At 60.6% G+C, this 22,599-nt stretch carries 20 protein-coding genes; 13 read left to right on the forward strand and 7 right to left on the reverse strand.

The features are described 5' to 3' along the window. The first annotated feature begins 45 nt into the window (after positions 1-45). The 4 genes from ACZRJ6_RS06325 to rarD all read left to right on the forward strand — a co-directional run bounded on the left by ACZRJ6_RS06325 (position 46) and on the right by rarD (position 4,983). Positions 46-810 (forward strand): TOBE domain-containing protein, encoded by a 765-nt coding sequence (locus ACZRJ6_RS06325; RefSeq protein WP_350614325.1) that lies wholly within the window; start codon positions 46-48, stop codon positions 808-810. A gap of 80 nt (positions 811-890) precedes the next feature. Beyond that, positions 891-2,789 carry a PhoX family protein gene (locus tag ACZRJ6_RS06330; protein WP_463967861.1) on the forward strand — a complete coding sequence of 633 codons (1,899 nt, stop codon included), beginning with the start codon at positions 891-893 and terminating at the stop codon, positions 2,787-2,789. A 132-nt stretch (positions 2,790-2,921) separates the two neighbouring features. Continuing rightward, positions 2,922-3,896, forward strand: a complete 975-nt coding sequence (locus ACZRJ6_RS06335) for a serine/threonine protein kinase (RefSeq protein WP_133102316.1) — start codon at positions 2,922-2,924, stop codon at positions 3,894-3,896. A gap of 202 nt (positions 3,897-4,098) precedes the next feature. Beyond that, positions 4,099-4,983: an EamA family transporter RarD gene (gene rarD, locus ACZRJ6_RS06340; RefSeq protein WP_463967860.1), complete on the forward strand. Its 885-nt coding sequence runs from the start codon at positions 4,099-4,101 to the stop codon at positions 4,981-4,983. Positions 4,984-5,205: 222 nt separating this feature from the next. Here the strand turns inward: rarD and ACZRJ6_RS06345 are convergent, their stop codons facing one another. After that, a complete protein-coding gene (locus ACZRJ6_RS06345; protein ID WP_463967859.1) occupies positions 5,206-5,724 on the reverse strand; it encodes a glycine cleavage system transcriptional repressor in 519 nt (172 codons plus the stop codon). Positions 5,725-6,164: 440 nt separating this feature from the next. On the opposite strand from ACZRJ6_RS06345, the gene ACZRJ6_RS06350 reads away from it, so the two are divergent. Then, the gene (locus ACZRJ6_RS06350; protein ID WP_463967858.1) at positions 6,165-8,342 is read left to right on the forward strand and encodes a malate synthase G; all 2,178 of its coding nucleotides are present in this window, start codon (positions 6,165-6,167) and stop codon (positions 8,340-8,342) included. A gap of 74 nt (positions 8,343-8,416) precedes the next feature. On the opposite strand, the gene ACZRJ6_RS06355 is transcribed toward ACZRJ6_RS06350, so the two are convergent. Beyond that, entirely contained in the window at positions 8,417-8,863 is a 447-nt protein-coding gene (locus tag ACZRJ6_RS06355; protein WP_463967857.1) for a response regulator, read from the reverse strand. 256 nt (positions 8,864-9,119) lie between these two features. Between ACZRJ6_RS06355 and ACZRJ6_RS06360 the strand changes: the two genes are divergently transcribed. The 8 genes from ACZRJ6_RS06360 to ACZRJ6_RS06395 all read left to right on the forward strand — a co-directional run bounded on the left by ACZRJ6_RS06360 (position 9,120) and on the right by ACZRJ6_RS06395 (position 17,960). Beyond that, positions 9,120-11,054, forward strand: coding sequence for a putative nucleotidyltransferase substrate binding domain-containing protein (locus tag ACZRJ6_RS06360; RefSeq protein ID WP_463967935.1), 1,935 nt, complete (start codon positions 9,120-9,122; stop codon positions 11,052-11,054). Further along, positions 11,051-11,758: a 3'-5' exonuclease gene (locus ACZRJ6_RS06365; protein ID WP_463967856.1), complete on the forward strand. Its 708-nt coding sequence runs from the start codon at positions 11,051-11,053 to the stop codon at positions 11,756-11,758. Before ACZRJ6_RS06360 ends, ACZRJ6_RS06365 begins: the two co-directional genes overlap by 4 nt. Positions 11,759-11,906: 148 nt before the next feature. After that, positions 11,907-12,425 (forward strand): RNA polymerase sigma factor, encoded by a 519-nt coding sequence (locus tag ACZRJ6_RS06370; RefSeq protein ID WP_133102323.1) that lies wholly within the window; start codon positions 11,907-11,909, stop codon positions 12,423-12,425. After that, on the forward strand, positions 12,422-13,402 hold the full coding sequence (locus ACZRJ6_RS06375) for a FecR domain-containing protein (protein WP_463967855.1): 981 nt from the start codon (positions 12,422-12,424) through the stop codon (positions 13,400-13,402). Before ACZRJ6_RS06370 ends, ACZRJ6_RS06375 begins: the two co-directional genes overlap by 4 nt. 122 nt (positions 13,403-13,524) lie before the next feature. Further along, the gene (locus ACZRJ6_RS06380) at positions 13,525-15,954 is read left to right on the forward strand and encodes a TonB-dependent siderophore receptor (RefSeq protein WP_463967854.1); all 2,430 of its coding nucleotides are present in this window, start codon (positions 13,525-13,527) and stop codon (positions 15,952-15,954) included. Between the two features lie 63 nt (positions 15,955-16,017). Further along, positions 16,018-17,121 carry a PepSY-associated TM helix domain-containing protein gene (locus ACZRJ6_RS06385; RefSeq protein ID WP_463967853.1) on the forward strand — a complete coding sequence of 368 codons (1,104 nt, stop codon included), beginning with the start codon at positions 16,018-16,020 and terminating at the stop codon, positions 17,119-17,121. After that, the gene (locus tag ACZRJ6_RS06390; protein ID WP_463967852.1) at positions 17,118-17,294 is read left to right on the forward strand and encodes a hypothetical protein; all 177 of its coding nucleotides are present in this window, start codon (positions 17,118-17,120) and stop codon (positions 17,292-17,294) included. The genes ACZRJ6_RS06385 and ACZRJ6_RS06390 overlap by 4 nt, the downstream gene beginning before the upstream one ends. A gap of 36 nt (positions 17,295-17,330) precedes the next feature. Further along, positions 17,331-17,960, forward strand: coding sequence for a glutathione S-transferase family protein (locus ACZRJ6_RS06395; protein WP_463967851.1), 630 nt, complete (start codon positions 17,331-17,333; stop codon positions 17,958-17,960). Positions 17,961-18,049: 89 nt separating this feature from the next. Here the strand turns inward: ACZRJ6_RS06395 and creD are convergent, their stop codons facing one another. The 5 genes from creD to ACZRJ6_RS06420 all read right to left on the reverse strand — a co-directional run bounded on the left by creD (position 18,050) and on the right by ACZRJ6_RS06420 (position 22,594). Further along, entirely contained in the window at positions 18,050-19,426 is a 1,377-nt protein-coding gene (gene creD, locus ACZRJ6_RS06400; protein ID WP_463967850.1) for a cell envelope integrity protein CreD, read from the reverse strand. 99 nt (positions 19,427-19,525) lie between these two features. After that, on the reverse strand, positions 19,526-20,485 hold the full coding sequence (locus ACZRJ6_RS06405) for a C-terminal binding protein (protein ID WP_463967849.1): 960 nt from the start codon (positions 20,483-20,485) through the stop codon (positions 19,526-19,528). Between the two features lie 9 nt (positions 20,486-20,494). Next, positions 20,495-20,794 (reverse strand): AzlD domain-containing protein, encoded by a 300-nt coding sequence (locus tag ACZRJ6_RS06410; RefSeq protein ID WP_133102330.1) that lies wholly within the window; start codon positions 20,792-20,794, stop codon positions 20,495-20,497. Further along, a complete protein-coding gene (locus tag ACZRJ6_RS06415) occupies positions 20,787-21,497 on the reverse strand; it encodes an AzlC family ABC transporter permease (protein WP_149413434.1) in 711 nt (236 codons plus the stop codon). Before ACZRJ6_RS06415 ends, ACZRJ6_RS06410 begins: the two co-directional genes overlap by 8 nt. Then, on the reverse strand, positions 21,494-22,594 hold the full coding sequence (locus ACZRJ6_RS06420; protein WP_463967848.1) for a pyridoxal phosphate-dependent aminotransferase: 1,101 nt from the start codon (positions 22,592-22,594) through the stop codon (positions 21,494-21,496). The genes ACZRJ6_RS06415 and ACZRJ6_RS06420 overlap by 4 nt, the downstream gene beginning before the upstream one ends. Positions 22,595-22,599: the final 5 nt, after the last annotated feature.

Here is a 22,599-nt window from a genome sequence, read left to right on the forward strand (position 1 = left end):
CCCGCAACGTCCTGTGTATTCCATCGAAGCGTGTAACCGTTCGTCATGACTTTACCGACCCTGTTGAGCCAACACATCGTCCGTCGCCCCCAGCGCATTGCCCTGCTGCAGCACATCGCCGAACAGGGCTCCATCACCCGCGCGGCGAAAAGTGCCGGCCTGAGTTACAAAGCCGCCTGGGACGCCATTGATGAGCTGAACAACCTGGCGCAAAAGCCGCTGGTGGAACGCAGCGTCGGCGGCAAGGGCGGCGGTGGCGCGCGGTTATCCACAGAAGGCGAGCGGGTGCTGCGTCTCTACCAACGCCTGCAAGCGCTGCAAGCCCAAGTGCTGGATGCCGCTGAAGATGCCAGCGACCTCGACTTGCTGGGCCGCCTGATGCTGCGCACCAGTGCCCGCAATCAGTTGCACGGTAAAGTCATCGCCATCGATAGCCATGGCCGCAACGACCTGATCCGACTGGAACTGGCCGCCGGGCTCACCCTCGATGCGCAGATTACCCACGACAGTACCCTGCGCCTGGAGCTGGAAATCGGCACCGAGGTGGTGGCGTTGATCAAGGCTGGTTGGCTCGAAGTCGTCGCGGTTGAGGCAGCCACAACACTTGAACACAATTGCATGAGCGGTAATATCGACGCCATTCTCGACGCCGACGATGGCCCCAGCGAAGTGCGCATCGCCCTGCCCAATGGCCAGGTTTTATGCGCGCTGGCGCAACCCGAGCAGCTCAAGGCGTTGGGTGCCGTCAACGGAAAAACCATCCAGGTGCAGTTCGCGCCCAGCAATGTGCTGCTGGGTATCGCGGTGTAACTGACGACCGTCGCAAAACTGCAACGGTTTCGTCACACACGTTCCCTATGGTGTTTGCAAAAACCATAACGGGGCCTGCTATGAACCTATTAGAAGAAAACCAAGCCACTGACCTTGAACAGATGGTCGGCCTTAGTCGCCGCCGCTTTATCGGTGCAGGCGCCCTGTGCGGTGCCGCGATGTTCCTGGGTGGCAACCTGCTGACCCGCAGCGCCCTGGCCGTCAATGCCGCGTCTTCAAGCCCCTTGCTGGGTTTTGCCAGCATCGCCGCCGCCACCAGCGACACCATCACCCTGCCGCCCGGCTACACCTCTTCGGTGCTGATCAGTTGGGGCCAGCCGCTGCATAAGAATGCACCCGCCTTCGACCCAACCGGCAACGGTACCGCCAAAGCCCAGGAACTGCAGTTCGGCGACAACAATGACGGCATGAGCCTGTTCGCCTTCCCTGGTGACGACCGCAGGGCGCTGATGGCCATCAACAACGAATACACCAACTACCGCTACCTGTTCGCCCACGGTGGCATGCCGCAATCGGCCGAAGACGTGCGCAAGGCCCTGGCCAGCGAAGGGGTGTCGGTGATCGAGGTGCAGCGCAAAGGCGACACTTGGCAGTTCGTCCAGGACTCGCGCTACAACCGGCGCATCCACGGCAACTCGCCCCTGCGCTTCGGCGGTCCGGCTGCCGGGCACGCCTGGCTGCAAACCGAGGCTGACAAGAGCGGCAAAAAAGTCCTCGGCACGTTCCAGAACTGCGCCAACGGCATGACCCCGTGGGGCACTTACCTGACCTGCGAAGAAAATTTCACCGACTGTTTCGGTAGCAGCAACCCGCAGCAAGCGTTCGACGCCGGGCAGAAACGCTACGGCGTGGTAGCCGCCAGCAAGGACATCAACTGGCATCAGCACGACCCGCGCCTTGATATGGCGAAAAACCCCAACGAACTCAACCGCCATGGCTGGGTGGTGGAAATCGACCCGTTCGACCCACAATCCACGCCGGTCAAGCGCACCGCCCTGGGCCGCTTCAAGCACGAGAACGCCGCCCTCGCTGAAACACGCGACGGCCATGCCGTGGTGTACATGGGCGACGACGAACGTGGCGAATTTATCTACAAATTCATCAGCCGCGACAAGATCAATCACAAAAATCCCAAGGCCAATAAAGATCTGCTGGACCACGGCACCTTGTACGTGGCGATTTTCGATGCAGGCGATGGCAATGCAGACCACCCCAAGGGCCAGGGCCAATGGGTCGAACTGACCTTCGGCAAAAACGGCATCGACGCCAGCTCAGGTTTTGCCAGCCAGGCCGAAGTGCTGATCCACGCACGCCTGGCCGCCAGCATCGTGAAGGCCACGCGCATGGATCGCCCTGAATGGATTGTCGTCAGCCCCAGCGACGGCCAGGTCTATTGCACCCTGACCAACAACGCCAAGCGTGGCGAAGACGGCCAACCCGTGGGCGGGCCCAACCCACGGGAGAAAAACGTCTACGGCCAGATCCTGCGCTGGAAGGCCAATGCCGATGACCACGGCGCGCCGAACTTCACCTGGGACTTGTTTGTGGTGGCGGGCAACCCCGGCGTGCATGCCGGCAAGCCCAAGGGCGGCTCGTCCAATATCAACCCGCAGAACATGTTCAACAGCCCCGACGGCCTGGGCTTCGACAAGGCTGGGCGCTTGTGGATTCTCACCGATGGCGACTACAGCAACAGTGGCGACTTTGCCGGCATGGGCAATAACCAGATGTTGTGTGCCGACCCGGCAACGGGGGAGATTCGCCGGTTCATGGTTGGGCCGGTGGCGTGCGAGGTGACAGGGATCAGCTTTTCGCCAGATCAGAAAACCCTGTTTGTGGGGATTCAGCATCCAGGGGAAACCGGTGGCTCGACGTTCCCAGAGTATTTGCCCAACGGCAAGCCTCGGTCGTCGGTGATGGCGATTCGGCGGGAGGATGGTGGGATCGTCGGTTCATAAGAGCCAACACAATTTTCTGTGGCGAGCGGGCAAGCCCGCTCGCCACAACAAGTCCACTCACCCACCTATCCAGGCTGGTGTGCGATACCATACCGGGCCGGACGCGGCGCCCTGCTGCGCGCAGGAGTTCGCATGGCCCACCCGTTTGCAACACTTACCCCTGACTTGGTGCTCGACGCAGTAGAGAGCATCGGTTTTCTCAGTGACGCCCGCATCCTCGCGCTCAACAGTTATGAAAACCGCGTCTATCAGGTCGGCATCGAAGATTCCGAGCCGCTGATCGCCAAGTTTTATCGCCCTCAGCGCTGGACCAACGAAGCGATTCTCGAAGAACACCGCTTCACTTTCGAACTGGCCGAGTGCGAAGTGCCGGTGGTCGCGCCGATGATCCACAACGGCGAAAGCCTGTTCGAACACGCGGGTTTTCGCTTCACTCTGTTTCCCCGTCGCGGCGGCCGTGCGCCAGAGCCGGGCAATCTCGATCAGTTACACCGCCTAGGGCAGTTGCTCGGTCGTTTACACGCGGTCGGCGCCACCCGCCCTTTCGAACACCGCGAAGCCCTGGGGGTGAAGAACTTCGGTCACGATTCCCTGACTACCTTGCTGGAAGGCAATTTCATTCCCAAGAGCCTGCTGCCCGCCTACGAGTCCGTGGCCCGCGACCTGCTCAAGCGCGTGGAAGAGGTCTACAAGGCCACACCCCACAAGAACATCCGCATGCACGGCGACTGCCACCCCGGCAACATGATGTGCCGCGACGAGATGTTCCACATCGTCGACCTCGATGACTGCCGCATGGGCCCGGCAGTGCAGGACTTGTGGATGATGCTCGCCGGTGATCGTCAAGAATGCCTGGGGCAGTTGTCGGAATTGATGGACGGCTACCAGGAGTTCCACGACTTCGATCCCCGCGAACTGGCGCTGATCGAACCCCTGCGCGCCCTGCGCCTGATGCACTACAGCGCCTGGCTGGCACGACGCTGGGATGACCCGGCGTTCCCCCACAGCTTCCCGTGGTTCGGCAGCGAGCGGTACTGGGGCGACCAGGTGCTGGCATTGCGCGAGCAACTGTCGGCACTCAATGAAGAGCCGTTGAAACTGTTCTAGACGGGCCCGCTCCTCTGTAGGAGCGAGGGGGACGCCTAGTTCTTGCTCGCTAGAAACCCGAGGGCAACGCGTTCATTCAGGATGATCGCGTTATCGTTAACGGTCTTCGCGAGCAAGCCCGCGCCTACAGAAAGCAAATCCCATTGACCGACAAATCTCCTTACAATCACAGCTTTGTTAGCTGCCTAAGCAAGGATTCTGCATGCAAGCCGCCAACCCCCGTCGCGGGTACATATTGGGCCTGAGTGCCTACGTCATCTGGGGAATGTTCCCGCTCTACTTCAAAGCAATCGCCAGCGTTCCCGCCGTAGAAATCATAGTGCACCGCGTGCTGTGGTCGGCGCTGTTCGGCGGCTTGCTGTTGATGGTCTGGAAACACCCTGGCTGGTGGCGCGAACTGCGGGACAACCCAAAGCGGCTGGCAATCCTGGCCTTGAGCGGGTCCTTGATCGCGGGCAACTGGTTGACCTACGTCTGGTCGGTAAACAGCGGCCGCATGCTGGAAGCCAGCCTGGGTTACTACATCAACCCGCTGGTGAATGTGCTGCTGGGTATGTTGCTCCTGGGCGAACGCCTGCGCCGCCTGCAATGGGTCGCCGTCGGGCTCGCCGCATTGGGCGTCGTGCAACAGGTGTGGCAAGTCGGCAGCCTGCCGTGGGTGTCCCTGGTGCTGGCGTTGACCTTTGGCTTCTACGGTTTGATCCGCAAACAAGCGCCGGTCAAGGCATTGCCGGGGCTGGTGGTAGAAACCTGGATGCTAGTGCCGATTGCCGTGGCCTGGTTGCTGCTCAACCCAAGCGCCCACAGCGCACAAATGGAGTTCTGGGGCACGTCCGAAGCCTGGTGGCTGGTAGCCGCCGGCCCAGTGACGCTGATCCCGCTGGTGTGTTTCAACGCTGCCGCGCGGCATTTGCCCTACACCACACTGGGTTTCCTGCAGTACCTGGCGCCAACGCTGGTGCTGTTGCAGGCGGTGCTGTTATTCGATGAGCACCTGACTTCCAGCAGCCTGGTGGCGTTTCTGTTTATCTGGGCGGGCCTTGCGGTCTACAGCGTCGATGCCTGGCTCAGCCTGCGCAAACGCTGATCAAATAACGTACAAACCCCTGCAAGCCACAGTGCGCGTGGCTTGCAGGGTTTCACCCCAAGGTTACCCACAACCTGGTCCCCTGCGTTTGTGCACAAGCCCTTGAAATTGCTCATTTTTTGCTCAGCTACCGAAGAGCCCCGGCCGACGTGGTCTGGCGCCGGGTCTCTACAGGTTATCCACAGGCCCATGCAAGATTTCCATGCATAACCTTGTGGGCAGTTACTCCTCGCTGCGCAACGCCAACTCCACCATCAAATCGTCGGCCAGGGTTTCGAGTGCCTCCTGCAATGTCTCCAGTGGCAGGGTCAGGGGCACCGCCAACAAGGCTTCGGCGTGAAACAACGGATCGCTGCTCATCGGGGCGGGGCGTACATCGGTGAACAGGCGTTCCAGGTTGACACCATGCTTGCTCAGTAACGCCGTGATATCACGCACAATGCCCGGTCGATCATTGCCCACCAGCTCCATGGCAATCGGCTTCCACTCGCAGGATTGCGCGATACCGCTTTCAGCGATCAGTACCCGAATGCCGTGGGCCGACAACCCCTGCAGCGCCCCCACCAATTCATCGTAGGCTTCAGCCGGCACACCGACCCGCAGTATCCCGGCAAACTGCCCGGCCATGCGCGCCATGCGACTTTCCAGCCAATTACCACCATGCTCGGCGATGCACTGGGCGACACGTTCAACCTGGCCGGGTTTGTCCGGCGCAATAACGGTCAGTACGAGATGGTCCATGGTGTCAGCCCTCTTGTGTTGGATTAGGTAGGAGCGAGCCCACTTCTACAGGGTGGACACGGATATCAATGAAGACAAATCGTGTACCATTTTTATATTTATCTGGAACAATCCAATAGTTTTTTGAGAACATCCCGTACCCCGCTGTGACCGTACGACCAAAGTGGGTCGCTAAACGACGTATTTAGTCTAATTTTCACAACCGCAACTCATCATGTAGTATGCCGCAGCGCGCACTACATAACGTTAGGTCGATGTCTGCCCAAGCGCCGTCATAACCCCGAACACCCCGTCAGCAAGGTTTGCGCCGTTGATTGGAACCACCCAGCCGCCATCTATGGCATGTACTGGTGCCCAGGGTTTGTGGTTTAAATGGCCAGAGGCTTCATTGGTAAATTGAAAAGCTGAAAAGCGAATAGCTGAGCAGAGTGAGGCAAGCAATGACTGAACACGTTCAAGTCGGTGGCCTGCAGGTCGCCAAAGTCCTGTTCGACTTCGTGAATAACGAAGCCATTCCCGGTACCGGCCTCACCGCCGACCAGTTCTGGGCGGGCGCCGACAAGGTCATCCATGACCTGGCCCCGAAGAACAAAGCCCTACTCGCCAAACGCGACGATTTCCAAGCGCGGATCGATGCCTGGCACCAGACACACGCCAGCCAGGCCCATGACCCGGTGGCCTACAAAGCCTTTTTGCAAGATATTGGATACCTGCTGCCAGAAGCGGCGGATTACCAGGCTTCGACCCAACACGTCGATGACGAAATTGCCCGCATGGCCGGTCCCCAGCTGGTTGTGCCGGTGATGAACGCCCGTTTCGCCCTCAACGCCTCCAATGCGCGCTGGGGTTCGCTGTACGACGCGCTGTATGGCACCGACGCCATCAGCGAAGCCGACGGCGCCGAGAAAGGCCAGGGGTATAACAAGGTTCGTGGCGACAAGGTCATCGCCTTCGCCCGTGCCTTCCTCGACGAAGCCGCGCCGTTGACAGCCGGCAGCCACGTCGATTCCACCGGCTACAAGATCGTCGACGGCAAGCTCGTCGTCAGCCTCAAGGGCGGCAGCAACAGCGGCCTGCGCAGCGATGCGCAATTGATCGGCTACCAGGGCGATGCCGCCACACCGACCGCAATCCTGCTGAAAAACAACGGCCTGCATTTCGAAATCCAGATCGACGCCAGCACCCCGGTCGGCCAGACCGATGCCGCCGGCGTCAAGGACGTGCTGATGGAAGCCGCCCTGACCACCATCATGGACTGCGAAGACTCCGTCGCCGCCGTCGATGCCGATGACAAAGTAGTGATCTACCGCAACTGGCTCGGCCTGATGAAGGGCGACCTGGCAGAAGAAGTGGCCAAGGGCGGCAAGACCTTCACCCGCACCATGAACGCCGACCGCCGCTACACCGGTTTCGACGGCAACGAAGTGAGCCTGCACGGCCGTTCGCTGTTGTTCGTGCGTAACGTCGGCCACTTGATGACCATCGACGCGATCCTCGACAGCCAAGGCAACGAAGTGCCGGAAGGCATTCTCGACGGCCTGCTCACCAGCCTGGCTGCGGTCCACAGCCTCAATGGCAACAACAGCCGCAAAAACAGCCGCACCGGTTCGGTCTACATCGTTAAACCGAAGATGCACGGCCCTGAAGAAGCCGCGTTCACCAATGAGCTGTTTGGCCGCATCGAAGACGTGCTGAAGCTGCCGCGCAACACCCTGAAAGTCGGGATCATGGACGAGGAGCGCCGTACCACGGTCAACCTCAAGGAGTGTATCAAGGCGGCCAGCGAACGTGTGGTGTTTATTAACACCGGCTTCCTCGACCGCACAGGCGACGAAATCCACACCTCCATGGAAGCCGGCGCGATGGTGCGCAAGGCGGCGATGAAGACTGAAAAATGGATCGGCGCCTACGAGAACTGGAACGTCGATATTGGCTTGAGCACCGGCCTGCAAGGTCGTGCGCAGATCGGTAAAGGCATGTGGGCCATGCCTGACCTGATGGCCGCCATGCTGGAGCAGAAAATCGCTCACCCGCTGGCTGGCGCCAACACTGCCTGGGTTCCGTCGCCGACGGCTGCTGCGCTGCACGCGCTGCATTACCACAAGGTCGACGTGTTCGCCCGCCAGGCCGAACTGGCCAAGCGCGAGCGCGCGTCGATAGACGACATCCTGACCATTCCATTGGCCAGCAACACCGATTGGTCCGCCTCCGAGATCCGCAACGAACTGGACAACAACGCCCAGGGCATCCTCGGTTACGTGGTGCGCTGGATCGACCAGGGCGTGGGTTGTTCGAAAGTGCCGGACATCAACGACGTCGGCCTGATGGAAGACCGCGCCACCCTGCGCATCTCCAGCCAGCACATCGCCAACTGGTTGCGCCATGGCATCGTCAATGAAGCCCAGGTTCTGGAAAGCCTAAAGCGCATGGCGCCGGTGGTGGATCGGCAGAACGCCGGTGACGCGCTGTACCGTCCGCTGGCTCCGGATTTCGACAGCAACATTGCGTTTCAAGCAGCGGTTGAGCTGGTGATTGAAGGGACCAAGCAGCCAAATGGGTATACCGAGCCGGTGTTGCACCGTCGGCGTCGTGAGTTCAAGGCTAAAAACGGTCTGTGAGTAAACGCTAGAAACAACAAAGCCCTGGTCGAGAGATCAGGGCTTTTTTGTGGTACTGCATGTTGAGTTCGAACCTAAGGCGCCATCCCCAACTCCCGCTTCACCAACTTTGCCAGCTTCACGCTATCAATCGGCTTGAGCAGAAAGTCCACCACACTCAAGTGCATGGCATCAATCACATCGGGTGCCTCGGCATCCCCGGACATGATGATGATCGGCAACGCGGCCCGGGTGGACCCCCGCACCTGGCGAATCAATTCCAACCCGTTACTCGGTGCCATCCGCAGATCGGTGATCAGCAAACCGATGGAGCTGCTGGTTTTCAATAAATTCCACGCGGCCTCGCCACTCTCAGCCGTCATACAGCGAATGCCATCCAGGCCAAGGATCTCCGCCAACAGTTCACGGGAGTCCTTGTCGTCGTCCACAATCAAGACCCGTTGTGGCGGCAAATCAGGTTCCTGCATTACGGCGCTCAGCGCCTCGCGTTCGGCATCACTCAAAATATCGTGGTCGGACATACGTTTCTCGGCAGTTCTGATCAATCTCCCAGCACAGAAGTCAGACATCACTAGAAGGGCACTCAATGTGCACTTCGTCGGAAAGTTTGCCTAGTGGGCGTTCTACGGGGTTTGGACGATATTCATATAAGGTTTTTCCCTAGCTGTGGAAGTCACATGTGTTGGCATGGCTACCTAGACTTACGTCCAATGGGCACTCGTAGCGCAGGAGTCGACCATGACGGACGATAACGACAAAAAAACTGCGGTCATGGTTATGAGTAAAGCTGATGCTTTCACACAAGCGGGGAAAACTGCTGTGTTGCAGAACATCCACGGCACCCTGCAATTTCTGCAACGCTTCCCGCCGTTCAACCAAATGGAAAACGCCCACCTGGCGTTTCTGGTGGAACAGTGCCAATTGCGCTTCTACGGCCCCGGCGAGAGCATTCTCAAACCCTCGGGCGGGCCGGTAGAGCACTTCTATATCGTCAAGCAGGGGCGCGTGATCGGCGAACGGCCGCATTCGGCCAAGAGCGGCACCGAAACCACCTTCGAAATCGCCACCGGCGAATGCTTCCCCCTGGCAGCGCTGCTAGGGGAACGGGCAACCCGCACCGAGCACAAGGCCGCCGAAGACACCTTCTGCCTGCAATTAAACAAACCGGCCTTCATCAAGCTGTTCGCACTGTCCAGCCCGTTTCGCGACTTCGCCTTGCGCGGGGTGAGCAGCCTGCTGGATCAGGTCAACCAACAAGTCCAGCAAAAGGCCGTGGAAACCCTCGGCACTCAATACTCGTTAAACACGCGCCTGGGCGAACTGGCCATGCGTCATCCAGTGACGTGCAGCCCACTAACGCCGCTGCGCGAGGCCGTGACGCTGATGCATGAGCAACAGGTCGGCAGTATTGTGGTGGTGGATGAGCACAAGGCGCCCCTGGGGATTTTCACCCTGCGGGACCTGCGCCAGGTGGTGGCCGACGGCACCAGCGATTTCACCCAGGGCATCGAGCGTCATATGACCCAGGCGCCGTTCTTCCTGACCCCGGACCACAGCGCGTTCGATGCGGCCATTGCCATGACTGAAAGGCATATCGCCCACGTGTGCCTGGTCAAGGATAAGCGCTTGTGCGGCGTGGTCTCCGAGCGCGACCTGTTTTCCCTGCAACGGGTCGACCTGGTACACCTGGCCCGCACCATTCGCAACGCGCCACGGGTGGAAAACCTGGTGGCGATCCGTGGCGAAATCGGCCAGTTGGTGGAACGCATGCTGGCCCACGGCGCGTCGTCGACCCAAATCACCCACATCATTACGCTGCTCAACGATCACACCGTATGCCGGGTCATCGAACTGACCCTGGCGGACAAGGGCGACCCCGGCGTGGCCTTCAGTTGGCTGTGTTTCGGCAGCGAAGGCCGACGCGAGCAAACGCTGTATACCGACCAGGACAACGGCATTCTGTTTGACGCCAAGGATGCTGCCGAAGCGGCCGAGATTCGCGGCCGCCTGTTGCCACTGGCGCAACAGATCAACCAGAGCCTGGCGCTGTGCGGATTTACGTTATGCAAGGGCAATATCATGGCCGGTAACCCGGAACTGTGCCTGTCGCGCGGTGAGTGGGCGCGGCGCTTTGCCGGCTTTATTCGCGAAGCAACGCCGGAAAACCTGCTTAAATCCAGCATCTATTTCGACTTGCGGGTGGTCTGGGGCGACGAGACGGGTTGCGATCAACTGCGCCAGGGCATTCTTGACCAGGTGGCGGACAACCGCTTGTTCCAGCGCATGCTGGCCGAGAACGCGTTGCGCCAACGCCCGCCGGTGGGGCGTTTCCGCGATTTTGTGCTGACCCGCAAGGGTAATGACAAAGCCACCCTCGACCTCAAGGTTCAGGGGCTCACACCTTTTGTCGACGGCGCACGCCTGCTGGCCCTGGCCAATGGCATCAAAGCCAACAACACCCTGGAGCGCTTGCGCCAACTGGTGGACAAGGAAGTCATCGAGCGGCTGGACGGCGCTGCCTACGAAGAGGCCTACCACTTTATCCAGCAAACCCGCATGCAGCAGCACCAACTGCAAACCCGCGAGAATCAGCCGTACTCCAATCGCGTCGACCCCGACAGCCTCAACCACCTAGACCGGCGCATCCTGCGCGAATCCCTGCGCCAGGCCCAGCGCCTGCAAAGCAGCCTGACGCTACGGTATCAGCTGTGAGTCTGTTCAGTTGGCTGCGCGCGGCCAAGCCAGGACTGGATGCCGGGCAACACGCCCGTCTGGCACAATTGCCGCCACCGCAAGCGCTTGGTGAAGGCTCATTGCGCGGGCAACGCTGGGTGGTGCTGGACCTGGAAACCAGCGGCCTGAACCTCAATCGCGATCAGGTACTGTCCATCGGCGCCGTGGTGATCGAAGACGGCGCCATCGACTTTTCCCAACTGTTCGAACGCACCCTGCAACGGGCCGAAACCAAACTCAGCCCCAGCGTATTGATCCACGGCCTGGGCCCCAGCGCCATCGCCGCCGGCAGCGACCCGGTCGAGGCACTGCTGGACTTCATGGCGTTTGTCGGCGACAGCCCGTTGTTGGCGTTTCATGCACCGTTCGATCAACACATGCTGGGGCGGGCGCTTAAGGACAGCCTGGGCTATCGCCTGGCCCATACGTTTCTCGATGTGGCCGACATCGCCCCGTTTTTGTGCCCGCAGGCCAACATCCGCGAAGCCGGGCTGGATGACTGGATCGAGCACTTCAAGCTGCAGGTGGGCGAACGTCATCACGCCAGTGCCGATGCGTTGGCCACGGCGGAGCTGATGTTGATTTTGTTCAGCCGGGCACGGCGGCAGCAAATCGATAGCCCGCTGCTGTTGCAGCAGCGACTGAGCCAATGGAAGCGCCGCAGGCAGGCCCCGTCCTTTTAATCTTGAGCACAAAACCCTGTGGCGAGCGGACTTGCCACAAAGGGTGTCATAACGCCCCTACCCGACCAACGCCAATTGCACCCGCCCTTCACCTCTGACACAATCGCGAATAATTCTCGTTAGTTTAAACTTCTCGATCGGTGTTGCCTTGTCGTCAGCCCAAAGTCCCCACAGTGAGCTTGTTGGCGCGTTATATCGCGACCATCGCGGGTGGCTGTTGGCGTGGCTGCGACGCAATGTGGCCTGCCCCAGCCGTGCCGAAGACCTGAGCCAGGACACTTTCATGCGCCTGCTGGGCCGTGAAGAGTTACGCGAACCCCGAGAACCCCGTGCATTCCTGGTGGCCATCGCCAAAGGCCTGCTGTTCGATTATTTCCGCCGCGCCGCCCTGGAGCAGGCCTACCTCACCGAACTGATGCTGATCCCGGAAAGCGAGCATCCCTCCCCGGAAGAACAGCAACTGATCCTCGAAGACCTCAAGGCCATCGACCGTTTGCTCGGCAAACTCTCCAGCAAGGCCCGAGCTGCCTTCCTCTATAACCGCCTCGATGGCATGGGCCACGCCGAAATCGCCCAGCGCCTGGGTGTCTCCGTGCCGCGCGTGCGGCAATACCTGGCCCAGGGCATCCGCCAGTGCTACATCGCCCTGTATGGCAAGCCACTGTGAATCAGTTCAGCTCCAAACCAGTATCGGCGCGGGTGCTGGACGCAGCCATCGCCTGGCAACTGTCCCTGGACTCCGGGGACGGCAGTGCCGTGGAGCACGAAGAGTTTCGCAAGTGGCTGGCCAGCAATGAGGAACACGCCCGCGCCTGGCGCCAGTTGGGCATGCTCGATCAGCGTTTCAGCGTGGCCTCGGGCCCGGCGCGCTCGGCCTTGTTGCAGTCGCGCGAAAGCATTCGTCGCCAGGTGCGCAAACTCGGCAGCGGCCTGGCCAGTGTGATGTTGGTGCTGGGCCTTGCGCTGTTCGCTGGGCAACGCTACATGCCGATCAACTATTGGCTGGCCGACCAGCGCACCGCCACCGGCGAGCAACGTACGCTGAAGCTGGCGGATGGCACCGTGATCAACCTCAACACCCATAGCGCCATTGATGTGAGCTTCGATGAAAAGCGCCGACTGATCGTGTTGCAGGAAGGCGAAATCCTCGTCGAAACCGGCCACAACGACGCCCGCCCGTTCATCGTCGAAACCCGCGAGGGCAGCCTGCGGGCCCTGGGCACGCGGTTTATCGTCAAGCGCGAGGACGACGGCACGCTACTCAGTGTCTTGCAGTCTGCCGTCGCCGCCCAGCCAGAAGCATTGCATCAGGAACAGATCTTCAAGCAAGGCCAGCAAGTGCTGATGCGCAGCGATGGCCTTGGCCCGCGGCTGGTCGTAGCCCCCGGCACCGACGCCTGGACCCGCGGCATGCTGGTGGTGGAAGACGCGCGGCTGGGGGATGTGGTTGAAGAGCTGGGGCGCTATCGCACCGGGTATTTGGGCGTGGACAAGCAAGTGGCAGACCTGCGGATCACCGGCAGCTTCCCCCTGCACGATACCGATCTGGCGTTGAATGCCCTGTTACCAACCTTGCCGGTGCAGATCCAGCAGCGCACGCCGTGGTGGGTGACGGTAGTGGCCAAAACAGCGAACACCCCGTAGTTGTCGAGCTTTCTGCTACGGGAAAAAACCAGATAGAAATTATTTTCATTCAGCCCTATCACTTTTTGAATCTCGCTCGGCACATAGGCAATTGAGAAATATTTTCATTCAGGAGCCGCCCCATGTCCCGCTCGCTAGACACCTTGTTGCGCCCCAGCCTGTTAGCCGTGGCCATTGCCTTCTGCACCCCGCTGGCCAGCCCTTTGCTGATGGCTGCCGAACAGGCGTCCAGCGTTCGCTCCTACAACCTGCCGGCCGCACCGTTGGCCAGCACCCTGAACCAGATCGCCAGCCAGGCCGGCCTGGCGCTGACCCTCAACCCGTCGCTGGCTTCGGGAAAGACCTCGACGCCGGTCAAGGGACAGTACGATGCACAGGGCGCGTTGCGCGAGGCATTGCGTGGGACAGGTTTGCAGTTGGAGCAAAGCAGCGCCGGGACATTCAGTCTGGTAGCGATTCCTGAAGGCGTTGTGTCGCTGCCGCAAACCAACATTACCGGTCAGGCCAACTACGAAAGCGCCTGGGGTCCGGTGGAGGGTTATGTTGCTACTCGCACTGCGGCTGGTACCAAGACTGATACCGCACTAGTCGAAGCACCGCGCTCGATTTCTATCGCCACTCGCGAGCAAATGCAGGACCGCAACGTACAAAACCTTGATGACGCTGTTCGTTACATGCCCGGTATTGTTTCCGCCAGCTACGGCAGTGACACCCGCTACGACTGGATGCGTGTACGTGGCTTCGAACCTACGCAATTCCTCGACGGCCTGCCGCTGCCTAGAGGCGTTTACGCCAACCCGAAATCAGAAACCTGGAACCTCGATCGTATCGCGCTGCTGCGTGGCCCGGCCTCGTCGGTCTACGGCCAGACCCCGCCGGGCGGCCTGCTGGACATGGTCAGCAGGCGTCCCAGCGCTGAGTCGAGCAATGCCATCCAAGTACAGTACGGCAGCGACAACTATCGCCAGATCAACTTCGCCAGCACCGGCAAGATCGATGATGAAGGTCAGTTTCTCTACGGCGTCAGCGGCGTCGTGCGCGATGCCGGCACCCAGGTCGATCACATCGACAACAAGCGCTACAACATCGCCCCTAGCCTGACCTGGAACATCAATACCGACACCAAGCTGACCCTGCTCTCGCAGTTCACCCGCGACGATACCGGCACCACCAGCCAGTTCCTGCCGATTCAGGGCACCAAGATCAAGTCGCCACTTGGCGAGGTGTCACATCACAAGAACCTGGGCGACCCGGACTACGAGTTCTACGACCGCACCTACTACGCACTGGGCTACGCCTTCGAGCATCGCTTCAACGATACCTGGCAGTTCAAGCAGAACCTGCGCTATACCAAATCAGAGCTGTCCTTCCAGCAATTGACCGTAGGTTCCTACGACTACGCCCCGGCTGACGCTTTGGGCAATACCAAGCGCACGTCGACCAATGTTGACGAGAATATCGACCAGTTTGCCGTCGACAACAACTTCCAGGCCGACTTCGCCACCGGTGACATCACCCACACCCTGCTGCTGGGCCTGGATCATCAACGCACAGACACTTCGTATCTGTCGATTTATGGCGACGGCGGGACCACCAACATCTTCAACCCGACCTACGGCCAGCCGATCGTGCGCCCGGCGCGCTCCGATGCGTACTACGACTACAACCAGAAAACCGTGCAGACCGGCCTCTACGTGCAGGACCAGATGGCCCTGGACAAGTGGCGCCTGACCCTGGGTGGTCGTGAAGACTGGGTGCACCAAAGCACCACTTACTTCAACAAGAACGATGCGACCAACACCGACCGCAGCAAGAACTTCAGTGGCAACGCCGCGCTGAGCTATGTGTTCGATTCGGGCTTTGTACCTTATATCTCCTACGCCGAATCGTTCCAGCCAGCGAGCAACGCCAGCGTAGACCCTGTCAAGTCGTATAAGCCCACCGAAGGCAAGCAATGGGAGCTGGGGATCAAGTACCAGCCGCCCGGTTCAAACACGCTGCTCAGTGCTGCGGTCTACGACCTGACCCAAAAAAATGTGCTGGTCACCAGCTTCGGGGCGGGTGGTACCACAATCACCGACCAGACCGGCGAAGTGAAGGTCAAGGGCCTGGAACTGGAAGCCGTGTCTGACGTGACCGAGAACCTCAAGGTTATCGCCGCCTACACTCTGGCCAAGTCCGAGGTGCAAAAAGGCCAATACAAAGGCAATCGTCTGCAACTGATGCCAAATCAGCAAGCCTCACTATGGACTGACTACACCTGGCATACCGGCGTGCTCGACGGTTTCGGCATTGGCGCTGGTGCCCGCTACACCGGTAATACTTATGGCGACCAGGGCAATACCTGGCTAGGCAAAGCCGATGCATACACGGTGTTCGATGCCGCCGTGCATTACGACCTCGGCCGCCTGGACAACAGCCTCAAAGGTGCATCCTTGAAACTGAACGCCACCAATCTGTTCGACAAGGACTACATTTCCACCTGTGATGGTTCCTATTGCTACTACGGCGATCAACGCAGTGTGGTCGCCAGTGCCACCTATCAGTGGTAATTGGCTGAGTTAATAACCAAGCCGTCCCAAGGGGGCGGCTTTGGTTTGTCTAAAGGCTATGAAATGAAAAGCAAAACCATCCGCCGCTGGTCCTTCATCCACACATGGGCCAGCCTCGTCTGCACCGTATTTCTGCTGATGCTGGCACTGACCGGCCTGCCGTTGATCTTTCACCACGAGATCGACCACCTGCTGGGCAACGAGCCCGAGTTGCAGCAGATGCCCGCCGATACGCCGCAACTGAACCTGGAACAACTGGTGACGGCGGCGCAGGCCCATCGTCCCGGCGAAGCCATGCAATACCTGGCCTGGGACGAGGATGACAAAAACGGCGTGATCACCATCATGGCTGCCACCGCCGGCACCGAACCCAATTCCTCCCACACCTTCATGCTCGACGCCCGCACCGGCGATGCCGTGGAAACGCCGTCAGCCAATGGCGGGCTGACGCTGTTCCTGCTGCGCCTGCACGTCGACATGTTCGCCGGCCTGCCGGGCAAATTGCTGTTGGCGTTCATGGGCATCCTGTTCGTGCTGGCGATCATCTCTGGCACAGTGTTGTACCTGCCGTTCATGCGCCGGCTGAAGTTCGCCACGGTGCGCCAGGACAAATCCACCCGCCTGCGCTGGCTCGACCTGCACAACCTGATTGGCGTCGTCACCCTGACCTGGGCGCTGGTGGTGGGCGTAACCGGTGTGATCAGCGCCAGCGCCGACCTGATCATCGCTGCCTGGCGCAATGACAGCCTCAGCGCGATGATCGAGCCCTACAAAAATGCCCCGCCACTGACCTTGCGCGCACCCGCCACGGACCTTCTGAAGATCGCCGAAAACGCCGCACCAGGTATGACGCCTGACTTTATCGCCTTCCCAGGCACGCGCTTTTCCAGCGAGCACCATTACGCGGTGTTCATGAAAGGCAGCACCCACCTGACTTCGCATTTGCTGACACCGGTACTGATTGACGCCAGCACGCTGCAAGTAACCGCCATCGCCGAACGGCCGTGGTACATGGACGCCATGGGCATGTCCCAACCGCTGCATTTTGGTGACTACGGCGGCATGCCGATGAAAATCCTCTGGGCGGTGCTGGATGTGCTGACCATCATCGTCCTGGGCAGTGGCGTGTATTTATGGCGGGTACGGCGCAAGGCGGCCAAGCCATGAAGCCCCGGCAGTCGAGTTTCTGGAAGGTGTTCAGCGTTCCGCTGGGGATTGGCTTGCTCTGCGCGGCGGGTTTGTTCGCGGCGTTGCTGGGGGATGGCGCTTGGGATTCCTTGAGTTGGATCGGGCTGGGGATACCGGCGGTGATTGGGGCTTGGGCGTTGTTCAAGCGTTGAGATAGGCTAGGCCCTGCCCTATTCCGAGGAATTTCCATGTCCGCCCCAAGCATGACGTTGTTCCACAACCCCGCCTCACCCTTCGTTCGCAAGGTCCGGGTGCTGCTGTACGAGACCGGCCAGCAGGACCGTGTGGCCTTGCAGGCCGTGCTGGTCACACCGGTCAATCCTGCTGCTGAACTGAACCAGGGCAACCCGGTGGGCAAGATCCCGGCCTTGCGCCTGGCCGACGGCAATGTGTTGCACGACAGCCGGGTAATCCTCGATTATTTCGACCACCAGCACGTCGGCAACCCGTTGATCCCCCGCGAAGGCTCGGCCCGCTGGCGGCGTCTGACCCTTGCCTCGATGGCCGACGGGATCATGGATGCCGCCGTGCTGATGCGTTATGAAACCGCCCTGCGTCCGCCGGACAAGCACTGGGACCAGTGGCTGGAAGAGCAGCGCAACAAGATCCGCCGCACCCTCGCTGAACTGGAACGGGACGCCATTGCCGAACTAGCCAGCCATTTCGACGTAGCAGCCATCAGCGTGGCCTGTGCCTTGGGGTACCTGGATTTTCGCCACCCGGATATGCAGTGGCGGTTGGATAACCCAAGGCTGGCAGCCTGGTATGCCGAAGTCAGCCAGCGGCCGTCGATGCTGGAGACCCAGCCACCGGTTTGACCGGTAATGTCGGTGGCGGGGGAAACAGCGTAATAATCCTCGCCACCAACTGCGCACCCACCCGCTGATCTTCGCGCAACCCCAATGACCTACTCATGCACCGCCTCCAGGTCAAACTCCAGCGGCTCGACCGTTTTGTGTTTGCCCACGCCATACCAGTCCAGTTTGCGCGTCAGCACCATCACCGTGCCCAGCAGGCCGAACAGCAGCAGCGAGCCCATCAACAGCGCGTAATCCTCGGCACTCAACAACCCGTACAACAAGCCATACAACGCCGCCAACCCCGCCGAAAAGCCCAAGCCGTGGGCTACACTGCGCAACACATGGCAGACATAAAAACCAATCAACAACACACAGGCGCTGGCCGAGATCAGGTACGCCAGGGCAAAGCCGATGTGCTCGGAGAGTGACAACAGCAGCAGGTAGAAAAACGCCAGGGCCACGCCCACCAGCGCGTACTGGATCGTGTGCACCGCCAGGCTCTTGAGCACTTCAAAGAGGAAGAAGCCGGCAAAGGTCAGGGCGATAAACAGCAGCGCATATTTGATCGCCCGATCGCTCTTGAGGTACTGGTCCACCGGGTCGATAAAGCTCACGCCAAAGCTGCGGCCGTTGAAGTCTTCACAGCCGCGCTCCGACAGGCAACCTTGCAGCGCCTCTTCCAGGTTGGTGGAGAAAAACGAGGTCTGCCAATTGGCGGTGAAACCTTCGGCGGAGATCTCCCGCTGGGCTGGCAGGAAGTTGCCGATAAAACTCGGATGCGGCCAGTTGGACGCCAGCTTGACCTGGCTGGTCTTGCCCACTGGCACCACTTGCAATTGCTCGGTGCCTTGCAAGCGTAGGTCGAAAGCGAAATCCAGGGGCGCCGGTTTCTTGCTGTCTTGCTGGGGCAACATCACATGCACCCCGTCCCCCAGCCAACCGACCTGAGTGCCCGGCGAAAACTCCAGGCGCTGAGTGCCCAGCTCCAGTTTCAGGGCATTTTCGATACCGCGAATATCGCTGATGCCCACCGCCAGAAATCCCTGGTCAAACTGGTAATCAGCAAAGTTTTCCTTGATGCCCAACTGCTCCGGCAAAACAAAGCGGCCACTGATGCGGTTGTCGGCATGGAACAGCCGCGCCTGATAGATACCCCGTGCCCGCAGTTCGGTTTGCACCTTGGCGTCGAGCTCAAAATGCTCCGGCAGGAAATACAGACGACCGCGCACTTCACGGGTTTCCTCGTAGCGCTTGTTGAGCTTTTCATTGAGCTTCCACTCGCGGACGGTCTTGCGATAAGGCACCACCAGCACCGGGCCACTCAGGCGCTGGCTGTAACTGGAGCTGCTGGCAATGTCCATCAACACGCCGTCGCGCAGCTGCTGGCGGTCGTTGATGATGCCGTCGATCATCAGCAACGGAACCAGCAACAGCAGGATCAGCAGCGCGATGGCGCCCAGTTTGAATAGCAGGCTGCGGTTCATGGGTCTCTCCCTGTTTGAATGGGGAGAGTTTGTGGCGGGTATGTAGAGGCTTTGTGGAGGTGATGTGGAGAGTCTGTGGAGACTCTCCAGCGGGGTCTGTCAGTTGACCACGTTACGGTGGCTACCCTTCTCCAGAATGCTCAACAGCACCTGCGCGGCCTTGGCCCGCAACTCCGGAAGTGCCGCCTCGGAGTAGAACGCCACGTGGGGCGACAGCAGCACATCATCACGGCCGAGGAACTGCTCCGGGATGCCCTGGCGCTCATCCTCGTAAACGTCCAGCCCGACGCCGGCCAGCAGGCCGTCGACCACCGCGTCGCGCAAGGCCTGGCCGTCGATGATCGGCCCGCGCGCGGTATTGATCAGATATTTGCCACTGAGGGCCGCCAACTCACGAGGGCCTATCAGGTGATGGGTTTGCTCGTTGAGCGGTGCGTGGATGCTTACCAGGTCGACCTTGTGCAACAGCTCGGCGAGGGTTTCACACCGCTGGATACCCAGGGACTTCTCCACGCCGCTGCACACATGGGGATCGAAAAAACTCACCTGACAGCCGAACGCCTTGAAGCGCAACGCCGCCGCCATGCCGATCCGCCCGCAGCCGATGATCCCCACCTGCAACTGGCTCAGGCGCGGCAAGGCGCCCACTTCACGCCAGTCCCAACTGCCACGGGACACCACCGTGTGACCGCGCGGCAACCGACGCAGCAGCGACAGAGCCATGGCCACCGCATGATCGGCGACCTCTTCGGTGCCGTAGTCCGGCACGTTAGCCACTTCAATATTGCGCTGGCGCGCAGCCGCCAAGTCGATATTGTCAAAACCCACCGCCGCACGCACGATGCCCCGGCATTGCTCCAGCCGGTTGATAAACGGCGCTTGCAAAGGCACCAGATGCCAACTGATCAACCCGTCGCACTGCAACGCCGCTTGCGGCAGGTCATCGGCGCTGGAGGTCTGGAACAGCGAGACGGTAGCCCGCCCGCCAAACACCTCTTGTTCGATGTCGGCCTTGGTCACGTAGCTGTTGTGAAGCGAGTCGATGATTCCAATTTTCATGGTCTGTCCTTAGATAAGCCAACGAATCGCTGCGCAGGAAAGCGTGCCCGCAGCGACACCGAGCAAGGTGTTTTTGAATTTCCAGACCACCGCCACGGTGATTGCCGCTGCCAGCCAGATCGACACATCGCCGGTGGCCAGTTTCGGGCTGATCAGCGCCGCCAGCAGCGCGGCCGGAAGGTTCTTCAGGAAGCGTTCGGTAAAGCCGTTCAGGCTCGTGCGCTCGGCGGTCACCAGCAAGCCGCCGATACGGGTCAGGTAGGTGACCAGGGCCATGCCGATTATCGCGGCCAGTTCCAGTTCACTCATGGCCGGCCTCCAGTTGCCCCGACTGCGGGAGCGCGGCCACCAGGGCACTGGCGATAATCGCCGCAATCACCACCGACGCCTGGCCGATACCCGGCAATTGCGCGGCGTAGAAAGCAATCACGCCGGAGAGTAGCCAAGTGAAGAAGTCCAGCGAGCGACGCCACAGCAACACCATCAACGACAGGAACATCGCGACAAAGGTGAAGTCCAGGCCAAAGTCCGTCGGCCGTGGGATATGGCTGCCCAATTGCGTGCCCAGCAGCGTGCCGCCGACCCAGCCGAAATAGATCAGCAAACCCGCCTGCACGAAGTAACGCAGGGACGGCGCCGACTGCTTGAATCGATGCTCAGCCAGCGCCCAGGTTTCGTCGATCAGCAACAGGGCGAACGCCGGGATCAACTTGCGTTTGGGCTCGTTGCGAAAGGCCGGTCGCAGCGACAGGCTCATCAGCAAGTGTCGCAGGTTGACCAGTAACGTCGTCATCACAATCGCCACCACCGACAACTGCCCGGACTGCCACTGCTCCACCGCAACAAACTGCGAAGCCCCGGCGAACACCATCAGGCTCATGAAGGTGGCGGCCAGGGGCGACAGCCCGGCCTTGCTGGCCAACACGCCGAACACCAGGCCGAAGACGAAGCCGCTGATGACGATCGGCAAGGCATCCTGCAAGGCGTCGCGAAATTGCAGTTGAGGCTTCATTCCATGGCCCTCTCGAACAATTCCAGCACCCGCTCTTCGAGGGCGGCCTCGCACATTGTGACCCGGATCAAATTGGCGAACGCCGGGTGCGGCGGCCGGTACACGGCGATCCGATGATCCAGCAAGTGCTCCTGCAAATGCTGCGCAGCAGCATTGGACGGCAACAACAGGCTGACGAAATTGGTTCCGGACGGCAGCACACGATAGCCCGCACGGCGCAAACGCTGGCTGAAGGCATCACGCAACAGGGCGTTATTGACCCGAATGGACTCGGCGTGTGGCCGGTCCGCCAACACGACTAGGGCGGCGTGTTGCACCAGGCCGCCGACAGCGTAGTGAATGCGCACCTTGTTCAGCATGGCGATGATGGCCGTATCGGCCAGGGCAAATCCCAGGCGCAACCCGGCCAAGGCGTAAGCCTTGGACAGCGAGCGCACGCGGATGCAGCCTTCCACCGTCCGCTCGCTGTTCATCTGCAGGTCGGGGCAAAAATCCAGGTAGGCCTCGTCCAGCAACAAGGTGCAGTCCTCGGGCAATGACGCCGCCAGCTCCTCGATGGCCTCGGACGACCACCAACTGCCGGTGGGGTTGTCCGGGTTGGCCAGGTAAACCACCTTGGCCCTGGAGCGCACCGCTTCGAGCAACAAGCCGGGAATGTTCACTGCCAGGCTGGTGTCGGTGCGGTGGTACGGGGTTTCGATCACCTCGCACCCGGCGGCCCTGGCGAAATAAGCGAAGGTCGGATACGTACCGGCGCTGCACACCACGCGATCCCCCGGCACGCACAAGGCCCGCAGGCACAGGGCAAGGACGGCATCGGCGCCGCTGTCCAGGCACAATTGCGCCGGATTAAAACCGTGGGCCGTCGCCAGCGCCTGGCGCAGGGCAAAGGCTTGCGGATCGCCGTACAGCCGCGCGTGCTCACAGAAGTCATCGCCATATTGCTCGCGCAGGGCAGTCAGCGGCGCATCGAGGCATTCGTTGCCGCCCAGGCGCAGGTCGACCTGCATGCCGGTGCGCTGCTGGAAGGCGACCATACCGGGAAACGGGTTGGGGTTATCCAGGTCCACCAGGTGGCTGGCAAAACGATTGAACATAGCGG

Source organism: Pseudomonas sp. C321 (assembly GCF_055407105.1).

Coding starts and splice junctions, on each gene's coding strand:
- rarD (WP_463967860.1), top strand. CDS start 4,099: ATGCAAGCCGCCAACCCCCGTCGCGGGTACATATTGGGCCTGAGTGCC.
- ACZRJ6_RS06420 (WP_463967848.1), bottom strand. CDS start 22,594: ATGTTCAATCGTTTTGCCAGCCACCTGGTGGACCTGGATAACCCCAAC.
- ACZRJ6_RS06360 (WP_463967935.1), top strand. CDS start 9,120: ATGAGTAAAGCTGATGCTTTCACACAAGCGGGGAAAACTGCTGTGTTG.
- ACZRJ6_RS06350 (WP_463967858.1), top strand. CDS start 6,165: ATGACTGAACACGTTCAAGTCGGTGGCCTGCAGGTCGCCAAAGTCCTG.
- ACZRJ6_RS06325 (WP_350614325.1), top strand. CDS start 46: ATGACTTTACCGACCCTGTTGAGCCAACACATCGTCCGTCGCCCCCAG.
- ACZRJ6_RS06395 (WP_463967851.1), top strand. CDS start 17,331: ATGTCCGCCCCAAGCATGACGTTGTTCCACAACCCCGCCTCACCCTTC.
- ACZRJ6_RS06390 (WP_463967852.1), top strand. CDS start 17,118: ATGAAGCCCCGGCAGTCGAGTTTCTGGAAGGTGTTCAGCGTTCCGCTG.
- ACZRJ6_RS06385 (WP_463967853.1), top strand. CDS start 16,018: ATGAAAAGCAAAACCATCCGCCGCTGGTCCTTCATCCACACATGGGCC.
- creD (WP_463967850.1), bottom strand. CDS start 19,426: ATGAACCGCAGCCTGCTATTCAAACTGGGCGCCATCGCGCTGCTGATC.
- ACZRJ6_RS06415 (WP_149413434.1), bottom strand. CDS start 21,497: ATGAAGCCTCAACTGCAATTTCGCGACGCCTTGCAGGATGCCTTGCCG.
- ACZRJ6_RS06355 (WP_463967857.1), bottom strand. CDS start 8,863: ATGTCCGACCACGATATTTTGAGTGATGCCGAACGCGAGGCGCTGAGC.
- ACZRJ6_RS06405 (WP_463967849.1), bottom strand. CDS start 20,485: ATGAAAATTGGAATCATCGACTCGCTTCACAACAGCTACGTGACCAAG.
- ACZRJ6_RS06380 (WP_463967854.1), top strand. CDS start 13,525: ATGTCCCGCTCGCTAGACACCTTGTTGCGCCCCAGCCTGTTAGCCGTG.
- ACZRJ6_RS06335 (WP_133102316.1), top strand. CDS start 2,922: ATGGCCCACCCGTTTGCAACACTTACCCCTGACTTGGTGCTCGACGCA.
- ACZRJ6_RS06410 (WP_133102330.1), bottom strand. CDS start 20,794: ATGAGTGAACTGGAACTGGCCGCGATAATCGGCATGGCCCTGGTCACC.
- ACZRJ6_RS06330 (WP_463967861.1), top strand. CDS start 891: ATGAACCTATTAGAAGAAAACCAAGCCACTGACCTTGAACAGATGGTC.
- ACZRJ6_RS06345 (WP_463967859.1), bottom strand. CDS start 5,724: ATGGACCATCTCGTACTGACCGTTATTGCGCCGGACAAACCCGGCCAG.